The organism is Mucilaginibacter sp. PAMB04168, from assembly GCF_039634365.2.
Taxonomy (GTDB): domain Bacteria; phylum Bacteroidota; class Bacteroidia; order Sphingobacteriales; family Sphingobacteriaceae; genus Mucilaginibacter.
Genome location: NZ_CP155079.2, coordinates 4,529,504 through 4,552,342 on the forward strand (window position 1 = coordinate 4,529,504; position 22,839 = coordinate 4,552,342).

At 43.8% G+C, this 22,839-nt stretch carries 18 protein-coding genes; 11 read left to right on the forward strand and 7 right to left on the reverse strand.

What is annotated here, in order from left to right; all coding sequences use genetic code 11:
- Positions 1 to 192 precede the first annotated feature (192 nt).
- The 3 genes from ABDD94_RS19100 to ABDD94_RS19110 all read left to right on the forward strand — a co-directional run bounded on the left by ABDD94_RS19100 (position 193) and on the right by ABDD94_RS19110 (position 3,698).
- Positions 193 to 1,068, forward strand: coding sequence for a hypothetical protein (locus ABDD94_RS19100; protein WP_345953570.1), 876 nt, complete (start codon positions 193 to 195; stop codon positions 1,066 to 1,068).
- Positions 1,069 to 1,202: 134 nt separating this feature from the next.
- Positions 1,203 to 1,976 carry an ABC transporter ATP-binding protein gene (locus ABDD94_RS19105; protein ID WP_345953571.1) on the forward strand — a complete coding sequence of 258 codons (774 nt, stop codon included), beginning with the start codon at positions 1,203 to 1,205 and terminating at the stop codon, positions 1,974 to 1,976.
- 12 nt (positions 1,977 to 1,988) lie between these two features.
- Positions 1,989 to 3,698 (forward strand): hypothetical protein, encoded by a 1,710-nt coding sequence (locus tag ABDD94_RS19110; RefSeq protein WP_345953572.1) that lies wholly within the window; start codon positions 1,989 to 1,991, stop codon positions 3,696 to 3,698.
- 117 nt (positions 3,699 to 3,815) lie between these two features.
- On the opposite strand, the gene ABDD94_RS19115 is transcribed toward ABDD94_RS19110, so the two are convergent.
- A complete protein-coding gene (locus tag ABDD94_RS19115) occupies positions 3,816 to 4,553 on the reverse strand; it encodes an SGNH/GDSL hydrolase family protein (protein WP_352432878.1) in 738 nt (245 codons plus the stop codon).
- Positions 4,554 to 4,848: 295 nt separating this feature from the next.
- Here ABDD94_RS19115 and ABDD94_RS19120 point away from each other — a divergent pair, with 295 nt between their 5' ends.
- Positions 4,849 to 5,397 (forward strand): ferritin-like domain-containing protein, encoded by a 549-nt coding sequence (locus tag ABDD94_RS19120; protein ID WP_345950493.1) that lies wholly within the window; start codon positions 4,849 to 4,851, stop codon positions 5,395 to 5,397.
- A gap of 112 nt (positions 5,398 to 5,509) precedes the next feature.
- Entirely contained in the window at positions 5,510 to 6,166 is a 657-nt protein-coding gene (gene pdeM / locus ABDD94_RS19125) for a ligase-associated DNA damage response endonuclease PdeM (RefSeq protein ID WP_345953573.1), read from the forward strand.
- On the opposite strand, the gene ABDD94_RS19130 is transcribed toward pdeM, so the two are convergent.
- Complete coding sequence (locus ABDD94_RS19130) at positions 6,163 to 7,230, reverse strand: hypothetical protein (RefSeq protein ID WP_345953574.1); 1,068 nt, start codon at positions 7,228 to 7,230, stop codon at positions 6,163 to 6,165. The two genes, pdeM and ABDD94_RS19130, sit on opposite strands and share 4 nt — an antisense overlap.
- 169 nt (positions 7,231 to 7,399) lie before the next feature.
- On the opposite strand from ABDD94_RS19130, the gene ABDD94_RS19135 reads away from it, so the two are divergent.
- The 6 genes from ABDD94_RS19135 to ABDD94_RS19160 all read left to right on the forward strand — a co-directional run bounded on the left by ABDD94_RS19135 (position 7,400) and on the right by ABDD94_RS19160 (position 14,866).
- The gene (locus ABDD94_RS19135) at positions 7,400 to 8,194 is read left to right on the forward strand and encodes a succinate dehydrogenase cytochrome b subunit (protein ID WP_345950490.1); all 795 of its coding nucleotides are present in this window, start codon (positions 7,400 to 7,402) and stop codon (positions 8,192 to 8,194) included.
- Between the two features lie 40 nt (positions 8,195 to 8,234).
- On the forward strand, positions 8,235 to 10,169 hold the full coding sequence (locus ABDD94_RS19140; RefSeq protein WP_345953575.1) for a fumarate reductase/succinate dehydrogenase flavoprotein subunit: 1,935 nt from the start codon (positions 8,235 to 8,237) through the stop codon (positions 10,167 to 10,169).
- 130 nt (positions 10,170 to 10,299) lie between these two features.
- Positions 10,300 to 11,073, forward strand: a complete 774-nt coding sequence (locus tag ABDD94_RS19145; RefSeq protein ID WP_345952090.1) for a succinate dehydrogenase/fumarate reductase iron-sulfur subunit — start codon at positions 10,300 to 10,302, stop codon at positions 11,071 to 11,073.
- Positions 11,074 to 11,314: 241 nt separating this feature from the next.
- Positions 11,315 to 12,763 carry a circularly permuted type 2 ATP-grasp protein gene (locus ABDD94_RS19150; protein WP_345953576.1) on the forward strand — a complete coding sequence of 483 codons (1,449 nt, stop codon included), beginning with the start codon at positions 11,315 to 11,317 and terminating at the stop codon, positions 12,761 to 12,763.
- Positions 12,764 to 12,922: 159 nt separating this feature from the next.
- Positions 12,923 to 13,858 (forward strand): alpha-E domain-containing protein, encoded by a 936-nt coding sequence (locus ABDD94_RS19155; protein WP_345953577.1) that lies wholly within the window; start codon positions 12,923 to 12,925, stop codon positions 13,856 to 13,858.
- 24 nt (positions 13,859 to 13,882) lie between these two features.
- On the forward strand, positions 13,883 to 14,866 hold the full coding sequence (locus ABDD94_RS19160; protein WP_345953578.1) for a transglutaminase family protein: 984 nt from the start codon (positions 13,883 to 13,885) through the stop codon (positions 14,864 to 14,866).
- 73 nt (positions 14,867 to 14,939) lie between these two features.
- Here the strand turns inward: ABDD94_RS19160 and ABDD94_RS19165 are convergent, their stop codons facing one another.
- The 5 genes from ABDD94_RS19165 to ABDD94_RS19185 all read right to left on the reverse strand — a co-directional run bounded on the left by ABDD94_RS19165 (position 14,940) and on the right by ABDD94_RS19185 (position 22,729).
- Entirely contained in the window at positions 14,940 to 17,444 is a 2,505-nt protein-coding gene (locus ABDD94_RS19165) for a TonB-dependent receptor (RefSeq protein WP_345953579.1), read from the reverse strand.
- A 474-nt stretch (positions 17,445 to 17,918) separates the two neighbouring features.
- Positions 17,919 to 18,410: a thioredoxin domain-containing protein gene (locus tag ABDD94_RS19170; protein ID WP_345953580.1), complete on the reverse strand. Its 492-nt coding sequence runs from the start codon at positions 18,408 to 18,410 to the stop codon at positions 17,919 to 17,921.
- 12 nt (positions 18,411 to 18,422) lie between these two features.
- On the reverse strand, positions 18,423 to 19,439 hold the full coding sequence (locus tag ABDD94_RS19175) for a Gfo/Idh/MocA family oxidoreductase (protein ID WP_345953581.1): 1,017 nt from the start codon (positions 19,437 to 19,439) through the stop codon (positions 18,423 to 18,425).
- 122 nt (positions 19,440 to 19,561) lie between these two features.
- Positions 19,562 to 22,009, reverse strand: coding sequence for a zinc-dependent metalloprotease (locus ABDD94_RS19180; RefSeq protein ID WP_345953582.1), 2,448 nt, complete (start codon positions 22,007 to 22,009; stop codon positions 19,562 to 19,564).
- Between the two features lie 129 nt (positions 22,010 to 22,138).
- On the reverse strand, positions 22,139 to 22,729 hold the full coding sequence (locus ABDD94_RS19185) for a DUF4142 domain-containing protein (RefSeq protein WP_345953583.1): 591 nt from the start codon (positions 22,727 to 22,729) through the stop codon (positions 22,139 to 22,141).
- Positions 22,730 to 22,839 lie beyond the last annotated feature (110 nt).

Sequence of the window (22,839 nt, forward strand, 5' to 3'; positions counted from 1 at the left end):
CACTAACAAAATAGTGATGATTGGCCACTTATCAAAAAAATCATAGCTTATTTGATTTAAAGATCAGACAATTAGCGTTTCGTATAGTTCCATTCACAATATTTTCAACCAATTTTAGTTATATCAATTTGCATTTATCGCTTTAATTTAAGTAATCTTACCGCTTCATTTAAGCAAAGCTTCAATCTAAATATGAAAATGAACAAAGCTATATTGGCTGTAGCCTCCCTGAGTTTTTACGCCTTAACGGCAACTGCGCAAAAAAGCGCCTCTGTACAAACCGTAGTTAAAGCCGAAGAAGATTTTGTAAAACAGACCAGCCGCAAAGGCATCAAAGAAGCATTCCTGGCAGTAGCCGATGCCGAGGGCATTGTTTTTAAACCAGAGCCCATTAAAATAACTGATTTTTACGGCCGTATTGATAAGCAGCCGGGTACCCTTACCTGGCAGCCAAAATTTGCACGTATATCTGCCAACGGCGATTTGGCTTTTACGGCCGGCCCATATGTTTACCAAAACGGCAAAACCGATGATGACAAGGTATATGGTGACTATGTATCGTTATGGCGTTTGGATGCAGCTACCAATAGTTTAAAGCTGCTGATGAACATGGGTATACAACACCCGCCAAGCACCAGAACACAGTTAACTGATATTAAGGATCCTAATTCCACAACTTTGGTAGCCGCCAGCAAAGATCCATTTAATCCTAAAAAGATTATTATGGATAACGACCGCCAGTTTAACCAGGGGCTTAAAATATCAACTTTAGGCGCTTACAAAGAATTTTTTACGCCCGAAGGTCACTTATACTTTCCTGGTTTTGAACCCATGTCGGGCATAGATCAGTCCTTGAAATTTGTAGCAAATCAGGCTATCACTATCTCTGGCGAAACCATAAATGCAGGCCGCGCAACCAGCAATGATCTGGCTTATAGCCAGGGTCGTGCCCGCATTCGCAAAGGCAACATTGTAAGCAATTACAATTACCTGCGCGTTTGGGAAATGGATGGCCAACATCGTTGGAACATCATACTGGAAATTTACTCGGCTATCGAAAACGAATAAACAATTCTACCATAAAACACAAAAGCCTGCTTTGTAAGCGGGCTTTTGTGTTTTGTAACATTATTGGCTGCAGCTCATCTAATGGCATAAATACTGGCAATATACTTTGTATATTTCACCCAAATGATGATGTTATGAGTGATACTCCATTAATACAAATACGCAACCTTTCCAAATCGTACGGCAGCAAATTGGTGCTCAAAAATTTGTCGCTTGATATTTACCCCGGGCAGGTTATTGGTTATATAGGTCCAAACGGTGCAGGCAAATCTACCACAGTTAAAATACTTACCGGGCTTATACCCGAGTTTGGCGGCGAGGTACTGGTTGATGGCATCAGCATGCAGCAGGATCCGCAGGAGATCAAAAAACGCATTGGCTATGTACCTGAAAATGCCGAGTTGTACGACGTGCTCACCCCCATGGAATACCTGGACTTTATTGGCAAATTGTATGACATGGATGAGGATCAATTGCATACCCGCGCGGCACGGTTACTTACTGCCTTTGGCTTGGGCAATAATAAAGACGACCGTATGGACACCTTCTCCAAAGGGATGAAGCAAAAGGTGCTGCTTATATCGGGCATTATACACAATCCGCAAATCATCATACTTGACGAGCCGCTCTCGGGTTTGGATGCCAACGCGGTAATTATGATCAAGGAACTGATTATGCGCCTTTCGCAGGAAGGAAAAACCATATTTTATTGCTCACACATGATGGATGTGGTTGAAAAAGTATCAGACCGTATCCTGCTTATAAACAAAGGCGAAATTATTGCCGATGGCACATTTGAGTCGTTAAAGCAAAACCATGCCGACACGCTGGAACGCGTTTTTGCCAAACTTACCGGCCGCGATGAAGACACCAGTGAGGCTGATGCCATTATTAACGCATTTGATTAATAACGGCCGGGTATGAATAAATTACTACTAAAGCTGGTAAACCTTTTAATGCCCCTGCTCGAAAGAACCGGGGTAGATACCTATCAGCTCTATCATATACTGCGGATAAAGCTGCAAATGGACGATCGCAGGCCGAGCGCTATGTTTAGCCACCGCCGTAAAGCTGCAGCAACACCAGGCAAGGCCACCAGTTCCTGGGCTGTATCATTGGTTACGGTATTTGTAGGCGGCTTTATGGGGGTAACTTTATTGTTGTTCAAGGGCCCCATGACTGGTCAAACAGTTTACTTCAGCATGTTTATGGTAATGATGGCTTTAACGCTCATTACCGATTTTACCACCGTACTGCTTGATGTACGCGACCAGTACATTTTATTACCCCGTCCTGTGAGTGACCGCACACTGGCTATATCGCGTATTTTACACATCAGTATTTATGTTTTCAAGCTAGCCTTGTTGCAGGGTTTGGCAGGTATAGTAATTATAGGCTTTGTTGATGGTTTGCTGGCCGTACCGTTATTTATTGTGCAGATTGTACAGATCACCTTTCTGAGCATTGTACTGGTAAACGTGGTATACCTTATACTCATGAGAACCGTATCACCCGAACGGTTTAAAGACGTAATCAGCTACTTCCAGATCGGATTTTCGGTTGTTATTTTTGCCGCCTATTACCTGCTGCCCAGGTTAATTGACGTATCAGATTTAGCCAGAATAGAGTTACTACATCATACTTGGTCGTACTTTATACCTCCGGTTTGGATTGCAGCCCTTAATGAAGTTTTAATCCATCCCGACAGGGCTACGCTTATAACCAGTTTAATGGCAATAATTGGCGTTACTGCTCCTTTGGTTGGTTTATGGCTGGTAGCTAAAGTATTAGCCCCCGGCTTTAATAAACGCCTGGCTGTAGCGGCTACATCCGATGGCAATTCTACCAGCCCGGCTCCTGCCCACGGTGCCGGCAAAAAGCCAAAATTCGACCTGGTTGGTAAAATGGCCAATCTTTTAGCACCAAACCCGGTAGAAAATGCCGGCTTTCGTATTACCTGGAAACTGGCTGCCCGTGTACGCGAATTCAAATTAAAAGTATATCCTGCCTTTGCCTATGTGCCCATCTACTTTGTATACTTTGCCTTAAATGGCAAAGGTAGCCTTGCCGACAGGTTTCATAAATTACAAGCCGGCTACTACTACATTTTTTTAATTTACTTAAGCACATTTATTGTTTCATCAGTACTTCAGAACATTTCGTTTTCGGAAAAATTTAAACCGGCATGGATATATTATGCGCTGCCCATTAAGCAACCGGGCAAAATTCTATCGGGCATGTATAAGGCTGTAGTGGTATTGTATTATTTGCCCTACTGCATTATACTGGGTGGCATAAGTATAGCCATATGGGGCCCAAAAGTTATAAACGACATTATACTGGCCTTTTTTGTAGGAATGATATATGGCATACTGATGGCGCTTTTTATGGTAAAAGGATTGCCGTTCTCTAAACCGGTGTTAATTAAGCAATCGGGCGGCCGCATAATTACTTCACTGCTCGTTATGAGCTTTATACTGGTAATAGGCGCCGGGCATTATGCGTTGATTAAGTTTGGCTTTGATATGGTTATCTGGATATTAATTATCCCAGCAGCTGTTGTATTTTGGATAATGCTTTACTACTACAAGCGCCAGGGCTGGGACATTATTGAACTGGAAGAGTTTTAATACCGGCTGATTTATTTACCCCTTGCTTAGCAAACTTAAACGCTGAGCCGAACAGATTCATATACAAAAAAGCCCTGTATTGCTACAGGGCTTTTTTGTTATATGAGAATATTAATTTTAGTAACCCACTACAGTTTTAAAAATCGGAAAATCAACCAAGGTTTGATAGATAACACGGTGGCCGTTATTATTTAAATGTATGCCATCACCAGCCGAATAGTACTTTAAAATACTCCATGTTGGCGAGCTTAATTTACGCAGGTAATCATCAACATGGCCCGGAAACATAGCTAATACCTTATCATTTAATATCTTAATACGTTTACGCTGATCCAGCAGTTGAAAATTACGAGGCTGAGTGCTTGTAATAATAAACTCTATACGTTTGGCAGCAATTTGACCAATAATGTTCCGATAGTTGCTTATAATTTCTTCATCTCTGAAATTAAGGGCAATATCGTTAGTAGGCAAATTGATGATAACTAATGAAGGATTATACTTGAGCGCAGCCGTTACATTTCTGTTGGTATCAGGCTTTGGCCTTATAGATGCAGGAGACGACCCGGTTTGCATGAGCTGGAAAGTGGTATACCCCCCTTTACCAAGGTTAATTAATTTAAAGGGCTTCTTATCGCGAACGAGTTTGGCGTTTAAGCGTCCAGCCCAGCATGAATCGGCTACACTCGCACCAAAACCGGCAGCAGTAGAAGAACCTATAATTACAATACGCTTAGTGGTATCAATTATCTTACCCGGATCTATATCTAACGGGTTAGATGGAACGTTAACGGTTGCATTGTCGTCGGCAAATTCATTTGTTAGTGAATCTTTTTTACAGGCAGTAGCCAGTAACACAACAGCAATAATAAGAACAGAACACTTAAGTTTTTTACAATACATTTGTTATTAAGCAGGGATCGTAAATTTATAAATAATTTGTAAGAACAGCAATGTTGCAAATACTGTTTTTTCATTTTCTTTAATTGATTATCAGTAAGATAATTTAGCCAAACTTCATATTATAAACTTTGTTATGCCTAATGAGGGCAGCAAACGGATATTTCACTTTATTAACAAATGTTAATAATTAGTTAAAACTGATGAAGCTCCGTAGCGTTAAGTGAGTACAGAAAAACAAAACATCTACATTATGGCAACTACTAAAGCAAAAAAACAACCGGAGAATACCGAGAACGTTGAAGAATCAGCATTAAAAGAATTATTTGTTGACGAGTTAAAAGACATTTACTGGGCTGAGAAGCACCTGTCAAAAGCCTTGGTTAAATTAGCTAAAGCAGCTACTTCTGATGAACTGCGTGCATCATTAGAAACTCACAAAGAAGAAACCGACAATCAGGTAACCCGCCTTGAGCAGGTATTTGAACTGATAGGTGAAAAAGCATCAGCTAAAAAATGTGATGCTATGGAAGGTTTGATCGCGGAATCAGAAAGCATTGTTGAAGATACCGAAGACGGATCAATTACCCGTGACGCTGGCATTATTTCAGCTGCTCAAAAATCAGAGCACTATGAAATTGCTTCATACGGCACCCTGCGCACACTGGCCAACACTTTAGGTTACAGCGAAGCAGCTCAATTGCTGGAAGAAACTTTAGCTGAAGAGAAAAAAACTGACGAGTTGTTAACTCAATTAGCCGAAAGCTCAATTAACATTGGCGCTAAAAGCGAAAAGGCATAAGCTATACATAGCTTTACAAATAAAAAAAGCCATCCGATACTAGGATGGCTTTTTTTATTTACAACTAACTAACTTTATTAGCAATTCTTTATCTTTGCAACTCATAATCAAGATGAGTGCAGGGTTGAATTTTAATATTTTAGAACAGGATCTCCTTTTATTACCAGAGCGTGCCATTTACTGGCGGCAGCATAAAGCTTTAATTGTAGCCGATGTACACTTGGGCAAGTCGGGGCATTTTCGTAAGGCCGGTATAGCTGTGCCTCCACAAGTTGGCCATGAGGATCTTAACTGCTTAACCAAACTCATTCATCTGCATAAACCCGAAAAAATCTGGTTTCTGGGCGATTTGTTTCACAGCAGCATGAACGGTGATTGGCATGATTTTGCCCAATGGCGGCAGCAATATCCTGGCATTACAATGCAGCTGGTTATAGGTAACCATGACATTATTAAGGAGCAGCACTACCACGATATTGATATATCCACGCATCAGGAGTTGCAGGTTGGGCCGTTTTTAATGCTGCATCACCCGCAAGATAACCAGTGCCTGAATCAACATGAGCATTATGTGTTTTGTGGCCACATACACCCGGGGGTTAAGCTTAGCGGTAAAGGCCGGCAATCTGTAACACTGCCCTGCTTTGCTTTTAGTGATCGTCAGGCTATACTCCCATCTTTCGGTAAGTTTACCGGCAAGGTGGCTGTAAAGCATCATGAAACCGACAAAGTGTTCGGCATATTGGAAAATAAAGTGATTGCAGTTTAATGATGCGCCAGGTAATCGCGCACTATAAATTCTAAGCGGCTAAAGCTTGCATCACGCTCTATAATTTCCCATTTACCGTTCAATACATAATAGGTAGGTATTTTATTGATAGCCCACTGCTGCGCATTGGCCGATTCATCACCTTTCAGGTCGGCATATTGCGGCCAGGTAACTTTATCATCGGCAATGGCTTTAGTCCACCAGTCACGTTTACTATCCAGCGATATACCAATGAAACCTGCCTTTTTGTTATCCAGGTTTTTTAACATGCCATCGATTATATCTTTATGGTTCATGCGGCTGATTTGGTTGCCTGCCTTCCAAACCTCCAATACATATACCTTCTTGTCCAGTTTAGTTTTATCAAATTTAGCACCATCAGGTGTGGTGCCTGCAATATCGGGCGCTTTGGCGCCAGGTAGCAACTTCATCATACCGGCCAGTTTTTTGCCTACAAACTTACCTTCCTCGCTACTTTTTGCTGCCTGGCTTAGCTTATTATAAATTTCATAGTAAGGCTGCACGTCACGTTCGTATTGCAGGCCTAACATGATGTGTGTGGCGGCCGTACTATTGGGATGCTTGTTAATAAATTGCCTGAATGCCTTAAGCTTCAGCCTATCAATATCTGTTTCGCCCGGCTCCAATTTACCCACTACTTTATGGTGCGCTTTAAGGCTTAGTTCATCCTGTATGGTATAAAAAGCCGTAAGCTCGTTTTGTATAGCAGATGATGAGGTAATTTTTGGATAGCGGTCCAAGTGGGCAGCATCGGCTTCAAGTGTATAATGGCCGGCCTCCAGGTAAACTTCCATGGGGTAATCATCACTACCGGTTTGCTTAATGCTCACTTTGCCATAACCGGGGTTTTCAAAAACCGTATCCATTTTAAAGGAGCCGTTGGTAATATTCTGGCCGGCAATGTTATTGCCATCAGCATCGGTAACAATAATAACGGCATCTTTTGCGCCTGTAACGTTACCGCTGAAAGCGATTTTTGGCAACTTAGTGTTGCAACCGGCGATGAAAACTGCAGCCGCAAACAGGTAGTAAATTCTTTTCATTAAACTCAAAAGTGTGATGGGCTAATATAGTATTTTAAGGTTAGCTTAATAAAAACGGCTGCATAATTTTAGAATGTTTCTAAATAGACAATAACCTGACAATTACTCAAATCAATACCTATGTTTTGGGTTATAATAAATATTTTTGCCTGATTAAAAATCTGATATAATGAGTGAATTAAAACAAACCTTTAACTCTTCACTGGGAAAAAAGCTGATTATGGCTTTAACAGGCTTGTTTCTGTGTACTTTTCTAATTGTGCATTTGAGCGGTAACCTGTCGCTGTTTAAACATGACAATGGCCAGGCGTTTAACGAGTATGCCAACTTCATGACTCACTTCCCGCCAATACGGGTGGTGTCCATTCTGTTGTATTTATCTATCATAATACACAGTGTGTACGCGTTAATTTTAACCATACAAAACCGCAAGGCTCGTCCGGTTAGTTACGCAGTGGGTACTAAGTCTCCCGTTTCTTTTTCATCAAAAAACATGGGCCTGTTAGGATCGATCCTACTGTTGTTCATTGTTATTCACATGAAAGATTTCTGGTTTAAATACCACCAGGACGACTGGTTTGGTAAAAGCGCTTATTCGGTTCCGTTTACAGAGTACAAAACCGATTTGCGTACCGGCAAGCAAATTTCTGCCAAGGCACTGCCACCGGGCGAGTACGAATATGCAAGGTTTACTGAAGGCAGCACCGAAACCTTAATTGCTAAAAACCTGAACGCCAGCGTTGAAACCAGCTTTAAAAACATCTTTTACGTTATATTTTACGTAATTGCTATGGTAACGCTATCGTTCCACTTAAAGCATGGCTTCCAAAGTGCATTTCACTCTATAGGCTGGGTACACCGCAAGTACAAACCAATTTATGAGTTTATAGGTACCTGGCTGTTTGCTGTAATTATACCTATAGGTTTTGCTTTGATGCCTATCATTTATTATTTCACCAGATAATAACCGCTTAACCGCTGTTATCTAAATATAAATTTGAACGATGAGTTTAGATTCAAAAATTCCACAAGGCGCATTAGCCGAAAAATGGAGCAAACATAAATTTAACTTAAAGCTGGTTAACCCTGCCAACAAGCGTAAATACAACATTATTGTGGTAGGTACAGGCCTGGCAGGTGCTTCGGCAGCGGCTTCATTGGCCGAGCTGGGCTATAACGTTACTGCTTTTTGCTTTCAGGATAGCCCACGCCGTGCACACTCTATTGCTGCACAGGGTGGTATTAATGCTGCTAAAAACTACCGTAACGATGGCGACAGCGTTTACCGTTTGTTTTATGATACTATTAAAGGTGGCGATTACCGCGCCCGTGAAGCCAACGTTTACCGTTTGGCCGAGGTATCGGTAAATATTATTGACCAGTGTGTTGCACAAGGTGTTCCTTTTGCCCGCGAGTACGGTGGCTTGCTGGATAACCGTTCTTTTGGTGGTGCACAGGTTTCGCGTACGTTTTATGCCCGCGGCCAAACCGGACAGCAATTATTGTTAGGTGCCTACTCGGCTCTTAACCGCCAGATACATGAAGGCAAGGTAAAAATGTATACCCGTACCGAAATGCTTGATGTGGTTGTGGCCGACGGTCAGGCTAAAGGTATTGTTACCCGTAACTTAAAAACCGGCGCTATTGAAACCCATTCAGGCCATGCAGTATTGTTGTGTACCGGCGGTTATAGCAACGTGTTCTATCTATCCACTAATGCTATCGGCTCAAATGTAACGGCAGCATGGCGTGCACACAAACGCGGTGCTTACTTTGCTAATCCCTGCTATACACAAATTCACCCTACCTGTATCCCGGTAACAGGCACCCACCAGTCTAAATTAACGCTGATGTCTGAATCATTGCGTAATGATGGGCGTGTATGGGCACCTAAAACCAAGGAAGTGGCCGAAAAGCTACGTAAAGGTGAAGTTAAAATTGAAAACGTTAAGGAAGACGACCGCGATTACTTCCTGGAGCGTAAATACCCATCATTCGGTAACCTTGTACCGCGCGACGTGGCTTCACGTAACGCTAAAGAAATGGTTGACGATGGCCGTGGTGTAGGTGGCTCAGGTATTGCCGTGTTCCTTGATTTCCGCGATGCTATACAGCGTTTAGGCGAAGATACCGTACGTGCTAAATATGGCAACCTGTTTGACATGTATTATCAGATTACTGATGAAAATCCATACAAACAGCCAATGCGTATTTACCCTGCTGTACACTATACCATGGGTGGCCTTTGGGTTGATTATAACTTGAGCACTAACATACCTGGTTTATATTGCCTGGGCGAGGCTAACTTTTCCGATCACGGCGCTAACCGCTTAGGTGCATCTGCACTAATGCAAGGGTTAGCAGACGGTTACTTTGTTATCCCGTACACTTTAGGTGATTACCTGGCTACCATAGGCCCTAAAGCGGTTGATACCAATCACCCGGCTTTTGCACAAACCAAAAAAGACGTTGAAGCTTACATCGCAAAATTATTAGCGCTTAAAGGCAACAAAACCTTAGTGGAATATCACCGTGAGCTGGGCCACATTATGTGGGAATACTGCGGTATGGCCCGTACGGAAGAAGGTTTGACCAAAGCACGTGGTTTAATACAAGCTTTAAAAGACGACTTCTGGAAAAATGCTATAGTGGTAGGCGAAAATGAAGAAATTAATGCTTCACTGGAAAGAGCTGGCCGCGTGGCCGACTTTATAGAGTTAGGTGCATTAATGGTAGAAGATGCCTTAAGCCGTCGCGAATCATGCGGTGGTCACTTCCGGGTGGAATCGCAAACAGAAGAAGGCGAAGCTTTACGTAACGACGACGAGTTTGCCTACGTTGCCGCCTGGGAATATACCGGCGATAACCAGCCCGAAGTATTACACAAAGAAGACCTGGTATACGAAAACGTTAAGTTAACACAAAGAAGCTATAAATAAGATAGCATACGAGTATCAAGTATAAAGACTTGACATCGGGCACAAAAGGTTTAAAAAATCTTGATACTTGATACTGGCTACTTGATACAAAATATCAAACTCAAAAAACATGAGTAACGCAAACGGAACAATGAATTTGACGCTGAAAGTTTGGCGCCAAAAGAATGCACAAACTGCTGGTAAGTTTGTGACTTATAAGGCCGAAAACATATCTCCGGATATGTCTTTTCTGGAGATGCTGGACGTAGTGAATGAGAGCCTTATTCATGCTAAAGAAGATCCGATTCATTTTGACCACGATTGCCGCGAGGGTATTTGCGGTATGTGTTCATTATATATTAACGGCCGTCCGCATGGGCCTAAACGTGCTATTACCACCTGTCAGTTACACATGCGTAGCTTTAGTGATGGCGAAACCATCACTATTGAACCATGGAGAGCAGCTGCTTTCCCGGTGGTAAAAGACTTGGCAACCGACCGCTCTGCGTTTGACCGCATACAGCAGGCGGGGGGATACGTATCGGTAAATACCGGTGGCGTACCTGATGCTAACGAAATTCCAATCCCTAAGGTAATTGCCGACGAGGCCTTCAACTCGGCTACCTGTATCCAGTGCGGCGCCTGTGTAGCGGCTTGTAAAAATGCTTCAGCAATGCTGTTCACATCGGCTAAAATTAACCAGCTGGCTTTATTGCCGCAAGGTCAGCCGGAGCGCTACCGTCGTGTGCAAAGCATGGTAGCACAAATGGATGCTGAAGGTTTTGGCAGCTGTACCAATACAGGTGCTTGCGAGGCCGAATGCCCTAAAGAGATCACATTAACCAATATCGCTAACATGAATTTTGACTTCTTTAACGCTAAATTCTTTAAAGAAGAAGAAGTTCATCATGTAAGTGAAGGTTAATTAAATATTTAACCTAACAAAAAAGGCTTAAGAAATATTTCTTAAGCCTTTTTTGTTCTTTACTAGCATCAATTAATATTGTTCTCTTAAAGCTGTGCTGAAAAAATATCTGTTTTTACGCTTTAGCTGTGAATATTTTATAAAAAAACATCCCTTCATTTAGTATTTATTTAAAAACAGTTACTAAATTACCCAATCTGGCATAAATTATATTTAAGTGCCATAAATTTATTGAATTTCTATGTACAAATCTGCGCATTTTAGTGAGTATAACGCCATAAACGGCGTATGGGATGAAATGTATAGTGAAAATTCGGCTATACGAGAGCACTATCAGCGGGTAATCAGCTATTTAACCAAGGAATCGACTGACAATTTAAATAAAAAAGAAGAACTGGCTCGTCGGCTTTTCATGACCCAAGGTATAACGTTCACCGTGTATAACAGTGGTGAAGGCATTGAAAAGATCTTTCCTTTCGATATTATACCACGTATTATAACAGCCGCCGAGTGGACACTGGTAGAAAAGGGTATTAAGCAAAGGCTAACAGCGCTTAATTTGTTCTTAAAAGACGTTTATCATAATCAATTCATCATTAAAGATGGTATTGTGCCTATTGATGTGATTTACTCCTGCCCGCACTTTTTGCGGGAGATGTATCAACTGAATGTCCCTTACGATATTTACGTTCACATCGCCGGTATAGACCTGATACGCGATGAGCACGGCGCATTCTACGTGCTGGAAGACAACCTCCGTACCCCATCAGGTGTGAGCTATATGTTGGAGAACCGCGAAATTACCAAGCGCCTTTTCCCCGACCTGTTGCCGCAATGTAACGTACGCAGCGTAACTGAATACCCCAGCATCCTGTATAAAAACCTGATGGCGCTGTCGCCAAGGCAAATCAGCAACCCTACCATTGTGCTGCTGAGCCCGGGTATTTATAATTCGGCTTACTTTGAGCATACTACCCTGGCCCGCCTAATGGGCGTTGAACTGGTTGAAGGTCGCGACTTGGTGGTTAGTAACCATAAGGTATACATGAAAACCACTACCGGCCTGCAACAGGTTGATGTAATATACCGCCGTGTTGATGATGAGTTTTTGGACCCTTTGGTATTTAATCCTGCCAGTGTGCTGGGCGTGGCTGGTTTAATGAGCGCCTACCGTAAAGGTAACGTAGCTATTGTGAACGCTATTGGTAACGGCGTAGCTGATGACAAAGCCATTTACAGCTATGTGCCCGATATGATTAGGTACTACTTAAACGAGGAGCCACTGCTTAAGAACGTACCTACTTACCAGCTGCGCAACGCCGACGAACGTGAATTTACCTTTGCCAACATTAATACCATGGTGGTTAAAAAAACTAATGAAAGCGGTGGTTACGGTATGCTAATGGGCCATGCGGCCAGTGAGCAGGAAATTGATGACTATAAAAAAGAAATCCTGAAAGATCCCCGCAATTTTATTGCCCAGCCTACCATTAGCCTATCGGCAGCGCCGTGCTATATACAAGGGGTGTTACAGCCGCGCCGCATTGATTTAAGGCCTTACGCCTTATGTGGCCCCGATGGCATTGAGATTGTGCCGGGCGGACTTACTCGCGTAGCGCTAAAAGAAGGCTCATTAGTGGTAAACAGCTCGCAAGGCGGCGGCAGTAAGGATACCTGGGTACTGGCCTGATATTGCATTTGAATGTAAGTGTAGATCTTAACATCCGTGCACATGCTTGCGGGTTAGTATGTTAAACTTAAGAATAATTAAATAATTAACTACGATGACGACGGCAGATTGCTTCCGAATAAATGGGAAGCGAACATCCGAAATCCGAAATAACGATATATGTTAAGTAGAGTAGCAGCAAGTTTTTATTGGTTAAGCCGGTACATAGAGCGGAGCGATGGTATTTTGAGGATGCTGAAGATCAACTACGCTTCATCGCAGGATGCTGTGCGCGAATTTACCTGGGAACCGGTTATCCGTATTTATTCGGGGGCCGATACTGAACTGATGAAACAGCTCAATAATGATAGCAGGGCCGTACTGGGCTATATGGTAAACGGAAAGAACAATCCCAATTCCATATCGAATATGATTACCCTGGCGCGGGAAAATGCCCGTAGCGTACAGGAACACATTACCCGAGATCTTTGGCAATGCCTTAACGAATATTATCACTGCGTTAAAGACCCGTCACTCGACGAGCGCTTACAAAAAGACGACCCCATCAGTGTACTGGATATTTTGATTAAACAGATTATGCTGTATTACGGTACGGCCGAGGTATCAATGGAGCGCGGCCAGGGTCGGAGTTTTATGAACATCGGTAAGTTTTTAGAGCGTAGTATACAGGCTATCGATATACTGGACATAAAATTTGGTTCAGTTAATACTAACCCCGACTTGCTTACAGATATTACCTATTGGAAACACCTGCTGCAATCAATTGGCGGTTATGAATTGTACCTAAAAACCTACCGCGACGGCATTGAGGCGCAAAACGTCATGGAGTTGATTATTCTCAATACCGATTTTCCGCGCTCAGTTATTTACTCGGTTAATAACATTAGCCGGTATTATGAGCGTTTAAAAAAGGAGAGCAACCTGGGCAATTACCGCGATATTGCTTTTCAGATAGGCAAACTACAAAGCTACATCCAATACAGCTCGGCACAAAGCATTCGCCAGGTAGGTTTACACCAGTTTCTGACACAGATTAAACAGGACTTATACGCCATTGGCACATCGCTTAACGAGCATTACTTTGCTAACTCCTGATCTTGAACTTTTAATTCTACTCCCATGCCTGAATTTAAAATACAACATATAACCCGGTATACTTACGATGGCAAAGTGCGCGACAGCGCTAACCAGGTAATCCTCTTCCCTATTACCGATGTAAACCAGGAAGTATTGAAGCATGACCTGACAATAACCGGCAACCCTGTGGTTGATACCCATGTAGATTACTACGGCAATGAGGTGGGCAGCTTCACTTACCTGGAGCCGCATAATCAACTCATTATCAACTCAGAAGTACTGGTAGTCACCCATGCTAAAGAACTGCCTGCCGAGTCGCTTTCGGCGCAGGAGCAATGGCAAAAGCTGGCTTCGCTGCAAAACATAGTGCCTTACATTGATTTTTTAATGCACGAGTACTTTGAAGCCCTGCCCGAACTTTTGGCTGCAATTGATAAAGAAAAACAAGCCGTAGATACACCTTACCAAACTGCTTTGCGCTTTTGTGATTATGTGTACCGCAATTTTGAGTACCTGCCCGGGGTAACCACGGTTGAAACTACGCTTAAAGAAGTATGGAAACTTAAAGCTGGTGTTTGCCAGGATTTTGCCCATATACTTATACTCATGCTGCGCCTGTTAAATATTCCTGCACGTTATGTAAGCGGCTATATTTGTCCAAACCATAACGGCATGCGCGGCGAAGGTGCCACCCATGCCTGGGCCGAAGTTTATTTGCCCGAGTACGGTTGGCTGGGTATTGATCCAACCAATAATTGTGTAGCCAATGAAACCCACGTACGCCTTGCAGTAGGCCGTAATTTCTCAGATTGCTCGCCGGTAAAAGGTGTTTACAAAGGCACATCGGGCCATTTGCTGGAAGTAAAGGTAAGCGTAGAGTACCGCGACCAGCCGAGCGTCGAACCGACCGACGAAATTGATTCCAACAATTTTATAAAAGCCGCCGAAGCGCCGGAATTTACCACCAACAGCTACCAGCGCTATAAAGAAGCCATCCTGTTGCAGCAGCAACAGCAACAGCAGTAATAGCTAAACTCATAAATCTTTCCATGTCATCTGTCAGTATCGTTCGCGATGACATGGAAAGATATACAATCCCCTATCTTGGACCACCGCCACCTGCGCCGCCCAGGTCATCGGGGTTGCCGTTACCGCCGTTATCCTGGTCGCGTTGTTTTTGGCGTTTTTGCTCGGTGCTGCTGTTGCCGAAGCGGTAGGATACTGTAAACATCACGGTACGCGTAGCAAACCTGCGGTACGACTCAGAAGTGTAAGGTATAGCCGTGTTGGTGTTGTTAATAATAGAGCCAAACTTACGGGTATTAAAGATATCGCGGGCGTTTACGCTCATGTTCAAGGTCTTGGTAACATCATACCGCACACCTCCATCCAAACCGTATAAAGCCTTGCTGTAACCTTGTGCTATCACCTGCTTGCCCTGGTAATCTCCACGCAATTGTATCCCTAACTTTTTAACGGGCTTAATGTTAGCCGTAAGGTTACCGTTAAAGGCATAACCCGAGGTAGACCGTACATTAAGTGCCTCATCGCCTTTAATGTTACGGTAGTAAACGTTTACGTTACCGGTTAAGTCTAATTTAGGAGAGAACGTCCATTTGGCAATTAACTCGTAACCTGCATTGGCTGCACTGTTAATATTCTCAAACCGGGTTAAGGTAGTAGCCGAATCTAACGGTATTCGTACCTGCTGAATGTTATTGTTGGTATAACGATAGTAAAGTGAAGAAGTAAGCGTTAAAGCATTCCAGTAGTTAATGTAGCTTAACTCAAACGCATGCGTATCCTCAGGTAACAGGTTAGGATTACCCTGCTGAAAGTTAAAGGGATCGCTACGGTCAATAAACGGCGATAACTGCCTGTCGCGCGGACGGCTAACCCTACGGGTGTAACTTAGTTGCAGCGTTTGGTTTTCGGTCAGTTTATCGCTCAAAAACACACTTGGGTACACCCTTAAGTAGTCTTGCTTGTACTGCTGCACACTATCAACCAGACGGGTACGTATGTGGGCATCCTCCACGCGGGCGCCTACCTGCACACCAAACTTACCAAACTGGCGCTGGTAGTTGGCATATAAAGCATGTACCTGCTCATTGTATATAAAATGGTTGGAGCGGGTGTTATCAAACACATACTGGTTAACTGTTCTGTTAATCAATGTATCAACCCGGTAATCATTGTCATTACGGTTAAAGGTGCTGCGGTACCCGGCTTCAAGTTTGCTTTCTTTACCCAAAGGCATGGTGTAGTCGGCCTGTAAGTTAAAATTACGCTGCTTGCCGTTGGTATAGGTGTTCTGGTTAAAGCTGCGGCCAGTTGTAATGTTGTTACGGTAGTAATTATAAACGGTCGACAAGTTTTCATCGCCATCCTCTTTTTCCGAAGAATAACCCAAATTGGCCGTTAACTCCTGCCCTTGCTTTTTGTATTTGTGACTGAAATCGGCGTTGGCATCAAAGTTTACACCTGAGTTGCCCGAGAAGTTATTTTGCTGGGTAAGTTGCGTAAGTGCGTTACGGGTGGTAGTGCGGGTTTCACCATTCTGGAAACGGTCGCGGTCTCGAACGTTAATATTATCAGACAGGGTAAGTACCGTTTTAGGACTCAGGTTAAAATCGATACCCGTACGCACGTTGTGCGAGTTAAAACTAAATTTTTGGTCGGATAACTGATTCTGAAAAATAGCATCGGCAGTGCCGGGGTAAGTAATACGATCGGTATAGCCATTGCCTACACGGTCGGCCTTACGGTAACTGTAGTTACCAAACAAGTTTACTTTTGATGTTTGGTAAGATAAGTTTAAGCTGCCGTTATAGGTATTTTGTGTACCAACAGTACCGGCAACCGAACCATTGAAACCCAGCTGTGCATTACGTTTTAAAACAATATTGATAATACCCGACTGGCCTTCGGCATCGTATTTTGATGAAGGATTGGTTATTACCTCAATGTTTTCGATAGCGCTGGCCGGTATAGACTGCAGAATATCGCTCACGCTACCGCCTGATAGTGCTGAAGGTTTACCATTGATAAGCACACGCACATTGCTGGAGCCGCGCAGGTTAACGTTACCTTCCACATCCACCTGTACTGATGGCACGTTGGTTAACAGGTCAGTAGCGGAACCACCCTGACTTACCAAGCTTTGATCAACACTAAAAACCTTTTTATCGGTGCTTAGCTTAATTTGGCTGCGCTGTGCTGTTACCACCACTTCTTTTAGTACTCCTTTTGCAGGGCGCAACTTAACGTTACCCAGTTGCACCAGTTTGCGCGAGGCATTGATCTGGATACTATCTTTTGCGTAAGTTAAATAGCCTACAAAAGTGGCCTTAAACAAGTAAACGCCATCTTTCAGGCCATCCAGTTTAAAGTTACCGTTTAAATCGGTTTGTATACCCTTGGTTGTTTTATCGCCTTTGTGGGTTACACTTACGCTGGCAAAATCAAGCGGCTGGTTTGTATTGGCGTCTACCAGCTTACCGGTAACTGTACCGCCGGCAGGTGCTGCAGTTTGTGCACCTGCTTTAATCGTTATAATAAAAAGTGTTAAAAGTAACAGTCGTTTGAGTACCAAAAAGTTCATCCCGCAAAAGTCAGGCTTTTTAAACTTAGTCGACTTACTAGGCTTGTAACTTTATTGCTAAGCAAGGTTAGCAGCAAGTAAATTTTTTATTACTAAGTGATGAGTTGCATGATTAAAGCTTGATTAATCTTACAGGCACTTTCATCCCTCCTGGCAAAGGGTTAGGAGGGTTATCATGCCGGGTTGGCGCCAAAGTAAGCTTATAAAACTATCATCCCGAACGATAGTGGGGAATTCTTTGGAATGAAAAACTATTGCTTCGGACAAGCTGTCTCTCATGTCCTGAAAAAGACAGTTAGGAGAAAACAAAAAACGGAGCTGCTAAATACCGGCTCCGTTGATCCAAATCTTGTCATTTCAAACGATAATGAGCGATCTTCTTACTTAAGGATAAGCTAACCGCTTCGAAAAAGATTCTCGCTATCACTTGAAAGCACGAGCTGTTGTTGCAGTTGTTTAAAACTTTGCTACGTCTTAAGCTTTCTTTACCATAGCTGCCAGTTCCTTAAGCTTAGGGGCCTTTTCATAAGCTTTAAGCAGTTTGTGCTGGTGGTTGTAAATGGCGATGTAAGGCGTCATTTTTACATTGTAGTACTGCAGCACCTTGTAGCTGTTACCTTCGGTACCAACGGTAATGTTGGGATAGGTTGATATGCCAAAGTCGCGGTAAAACCCTTTAATCAGCTTGTAATCTACTGCGCTTACCATTACAATCTGTATGTCTTTAAAACTTTTCATCTGCCCTTTCATCTCATACATTAATTGCTGGCAGTGGCCACAATCGGGCGAAAAATAGACAAGCATTACCGGCTTGTTCTTTTTTAAAGTAGCAGGGGTACGTGTAGCGCTATCGGGCGCGGTAACAATGTGGTAATCGGGCAGGTTTTGTATACTCGTTTTGTTTTGCGCCTGTGTGCAGCCGGCCATAACCACCAGGCTCAGTATAAAAAGTAATTTCTTCATCATATAAGTTTATAGCTATGCCTCCAGCAGTTCAACCTGCCAGGCAATATGTTCATCTGTTATAGGGTACAATGCACCGTTTACAATAGTTTGATAAACGGCTTCGAATAAATTTAGATAATTGCCGGTATGCGAGGGCATCTTTTCAATGGTCTTTTCATTGCTAATACCCATCAGCACCAATTGGCCTTCGCAACCTTCGGGCTCTACGCCGTAGCCTGCATCGGTAGGTTTAATTTCCTGGTCCAACTGGGCTTCCTGCACATCGCAGCGGTCTTTTATATAGCTGCCTGCTGTGCCATGCAGCACAAACGCTGGCAGCGGCTGCGCTACCAGCAGGCTTGAGGTTACCTGCACGGTTAACTGGTGCGGGTATGTAAGCTGATAATTAAAATAATCTATTACGGCAGAACCTTCGCGGTGCGAAGCCGTAACTTTATGACTGGTAAGCGGCTTGCCAAATAAACTGATCACCTGATCGAGCAGGTGCGGACCTAAGTCGTATACCAGTCCATTAGAATCCATTCCGGCAGCTTCTTTAAATGCTTTAGGACTTAGCACCGGCTTGTAACGGTCATACCTAAAATGTGCTTCAACCAGGTTGCCCAACCGGCCACTCTCAATCACCTCTTTTACCGATTGGAAGTCACTATCCCAGCGGCGGTTCTGGTAAACAAACAAATGCTTGTTTTGCGCTTTGGCCAGGTCGTAAAGCTCTAGCAACTGTGTTAGGTTTGCAGTAACCGGCTTTTCGATCAGCACATGTTTACCTGCCTGCAAAACCTGTTTGGCCTGCTCGTAATGCAGTTGGTTTGGCGTATTTACAACAATAAGATCAATTTCAGCATCATTAAGCATATCCTCTATACGGTCATAACTAACCACATCAGGATAGTACTTCACTGCGTTTTTTTGGTTGCGCTCCAGCACAGCTTTAAACTGAAAGCCGGGATGCGCATGCACAAAAGGCGCATGAAAAATACGGCCCGACATGCCGAAAGACAATATACCGGTTACAATAGGTGATGACATGTTACAAGTATAAATCTTATCCGGTTAGCAGCCTCATAAAAAGATAAATTTTACAATTTCTACCTTCCCATAACGGCTTTCTAAACTATGTTGGCTCCAGCTTTTAATGATTAACCGAAAGCTTACTTAACCGGGCATTCCATCTCATCGCCCATACCAATTGGTGAGCCGTCAGGCATCATTAAACCCGGAGCAGGCTGAAACTTGTCTGGTGTGTCCTCAAACTGCTTAATTTGCGATAAGCCATAAAGCAAGTTAGCTTTTTGCATGGTACCAGCGGCGCTTTGCGCGGTTTGCATCCATTTCTTAAGCTCATCAATTTTGAGCATAGTAATGCTACGCACGTTTTCTGGCGCTTGTGTGGTGGCTGCCAGCGTTAGCAATTGTTTGAGCGCTTGGTTATTCACCATGCGCTGTAGTTCCCCTTTGTAACCTGCCATTTGCGGCGCTTTCCAGGTTTGTGCTATCAGCTTGTCCAGTACGGCGACTAGTCCCGGCTGTGTATTATCGCGCGATTGGTATTCTACCAAACGTGCGGCACGCTGCGGCTGTAATATGAACGACAGTGTGGTTCCGGCGGCAGATTCGGCAGCGCCTATGGGATCAAATGTTAAGCCGGTGCGCGATTTAAACAACTCGCGGGTGCGTAGGTAGCCTACCGGGCGGGGCGGTATCTTAGCAATCAGGGCTTCGGGCAGAGCCAGCGCATCAGGCGTAATGGTGCTCATTAAGGCATCAAACGCTTTCCATTGCTCAGCAGCAGGCACCATGCGGGTTACAGTTTGGCCATCCCCTTTTATAGCGTAGGTGTAATATAAACCACCCACAACTTTGGAGGCCGCCTCAATTTGGTAACGATGAATGAGGTACATAGGCACCAGTACTTCCTCAATGGTAGCCATAGGTGCATCCTGCCGAATGGACTTCTCGGAAAAGGTATTGATCACCTGCTTACGCAAAGCCATCAGGCGGTTTAGCTCATCGGCCGCATTTGTGCCGCTGTCCCACAGGTGAGCCTTGGGGTGTGCACTACCCGTTGGGCGCGAATCGGCATCGGCAATAAACACCTCGCCTTGCTTTAGGGTTTCGGTAATGATGTTTTTGAGTGCCTTACCTTCATCGCCGTTTTGTGAAACGTCTGAATAGCCATAAATAATAGCACGCTTGTCCCAGCTACCAATTTCGGCGGTGTAAGCATCGCTCAGGTCAATGGTACCATCAGCCTTTAACGTAACAGTTGGCGGCGGGTAATCCATTACCGAAGCCCGCTTGTTAGTACTGGCTACATAGTTGTGGTATAAACCCAGCGTGTGCCCCACCTCATGCGCTGCCAGTTGTTTTAAACGGGCAACGGCCAGTTTTATCATTTTGTCGCTCACCGGCTTGCCATCTTCATAAGGCTGAACCAAACCTTCGGCAATCAAAAAATCTTGCCGGTCGCGCAGTGAGCCAAGCGATACCTGACCTTTGATGATCTCACCGGTACGCGGGTCGGTTACAGAGGAGCCGTATGACCATCCCCTGGTAGAACGGTGTACCCATTGGATAATATTATATCGAATATCCATTGGGTCAACATCTTCAGGCAGCAGTTTTACCTGGAACGCATTTTTGTAGCCTGCTGCTTCGAAAGCTTGGTTCCACCATCTGGCTCCTTCAATGAGTGCATTGCGTACAATTTCGGGTGCGCCGCGGTCAACGTAATATATAATAGGCTTCACGGCTTCGCTAATGGCCGAACCCGGGTTTTTCTTTTCTAAACGGTGCCGGTTAATTAGCCGTTTAACAATAGGCTGTTCTATCGGCGTGGCAAAGTCCATATAATCGGTACTAAAAAAGCCCGACCGCGGATCGAAAGCCCGTGGTTTGTACTCATTATCGGGTAACCGGATAAATGAGTGATGCATGCGCACGGTCACAAAATTGGCATCGGGCGTAACTGAACGAATTTCGCCGCCGCTGCCATTGCCGGCCAGCGTAACGGTAGCCTCCATTTCGGTATTGTACGGAAAGCTTTTAGTATTGGCCATGTATATGGCCGAACGGGTGTCGTCGGCACGGTAAGTGCCCTGGTTAGCGCGTGCCAGGCTCAAGGATAACTGGTGGCTGTCCCTCAACAAAAACGGCGTCATATCAATGAGGATTTTATCGCCCTCTGCCGCCTCAACTTTAAATCCCCATATTACCGATTGTGCAAAAGCCTCCTCAACCGATCGGCGCTCATCAGCATTATTGCTCACCGCACGGTAATCATAATTAGGCTGTATGAGCAGCACCTTGGGGCCGCTCCTTATAAATTTCACAATCTTAGTATCGCCTAACTGACCGCGATCCAGCCCTAAGTCATTGGAGCCAACGCCAGCTGGCATGGATTCTACATATAAAAACTCCTGACCCAGTTTGTCGATTTCTAAAAGCAGGCGGCCAGTTTTATCATCCCAATAAGTATTAAAATAACCGGCTTGTTTAGTGAAGCCTTGCGTTTTGGCATCAATGCCGTCAGCCTTTTGGGCAAAGGCAGGCAACAAGGACATGAAGAATAATAGGTACAGCAGGTAAGCTTTTTTCATACTGTGGAGTTAAGGATTGATCTTATTCCCTAAAAATATTGTTTTTAGGTCGTGTATCAAACTACAGCGCATAAAAAAGGGCTTGCCGTTTGCGGCAAACCCTTTTTGTATCAGCTTTTTTACTGCCGACTATTTCATACCATCTTGTATAACTTTGATGTGTTGCTGGTGCATTTTAAGCACTGGCAAAGTTTTAACAGCAAAAGATTTCAATTCCGGGTCTTTGGCATCGGTTGATGCTTTTTCGAATAAAGAAACGTCTTTGTCATGATCTTTTACCATAGCGTCAACATAAGCTTTGTCAAAATCAGCACCTGATTTTTTTTGTAAATCAGCCATAACGGTTTGCTGATCGGCACCTACAGTAGTAGGCAGCGTGATATTTTTAGTTTTGGCAAGATCCATTAACTCGGTATTTGCTTTTGAGTGATCTTTGATCATCATTTCAGCATACTCTTTTACCTTAGCGTTAGTAGCTTTGGTTTGAGCTAATTTGGCCAGTTCTACCTCGGCCATGCCGCCGTTAGCAGCTTCAACGGCAAACTGTGCGTCATCGGTTACAACAGCAATACCGCCGGTTTCAACTGCATGAGTTGAGGTATCCTTGGTTTCGTTTGCACTGTCGGCATTTGCCTTACTGTCATTAGCAGCGTTACCGCCGCATGATTGGAATGCCAGGGCAGCTGCCGCCAGCATCAACATCGAAAAAATCTTTTTCATAGGTAGCTTCATTTTTATAGTTGTGTGAGGTATTAACAAATTAATAGCGTACAGGTTTTTATCATTGGTTAAATACATTTGTGTATAGTATTATTATGGTAAACTTAAAG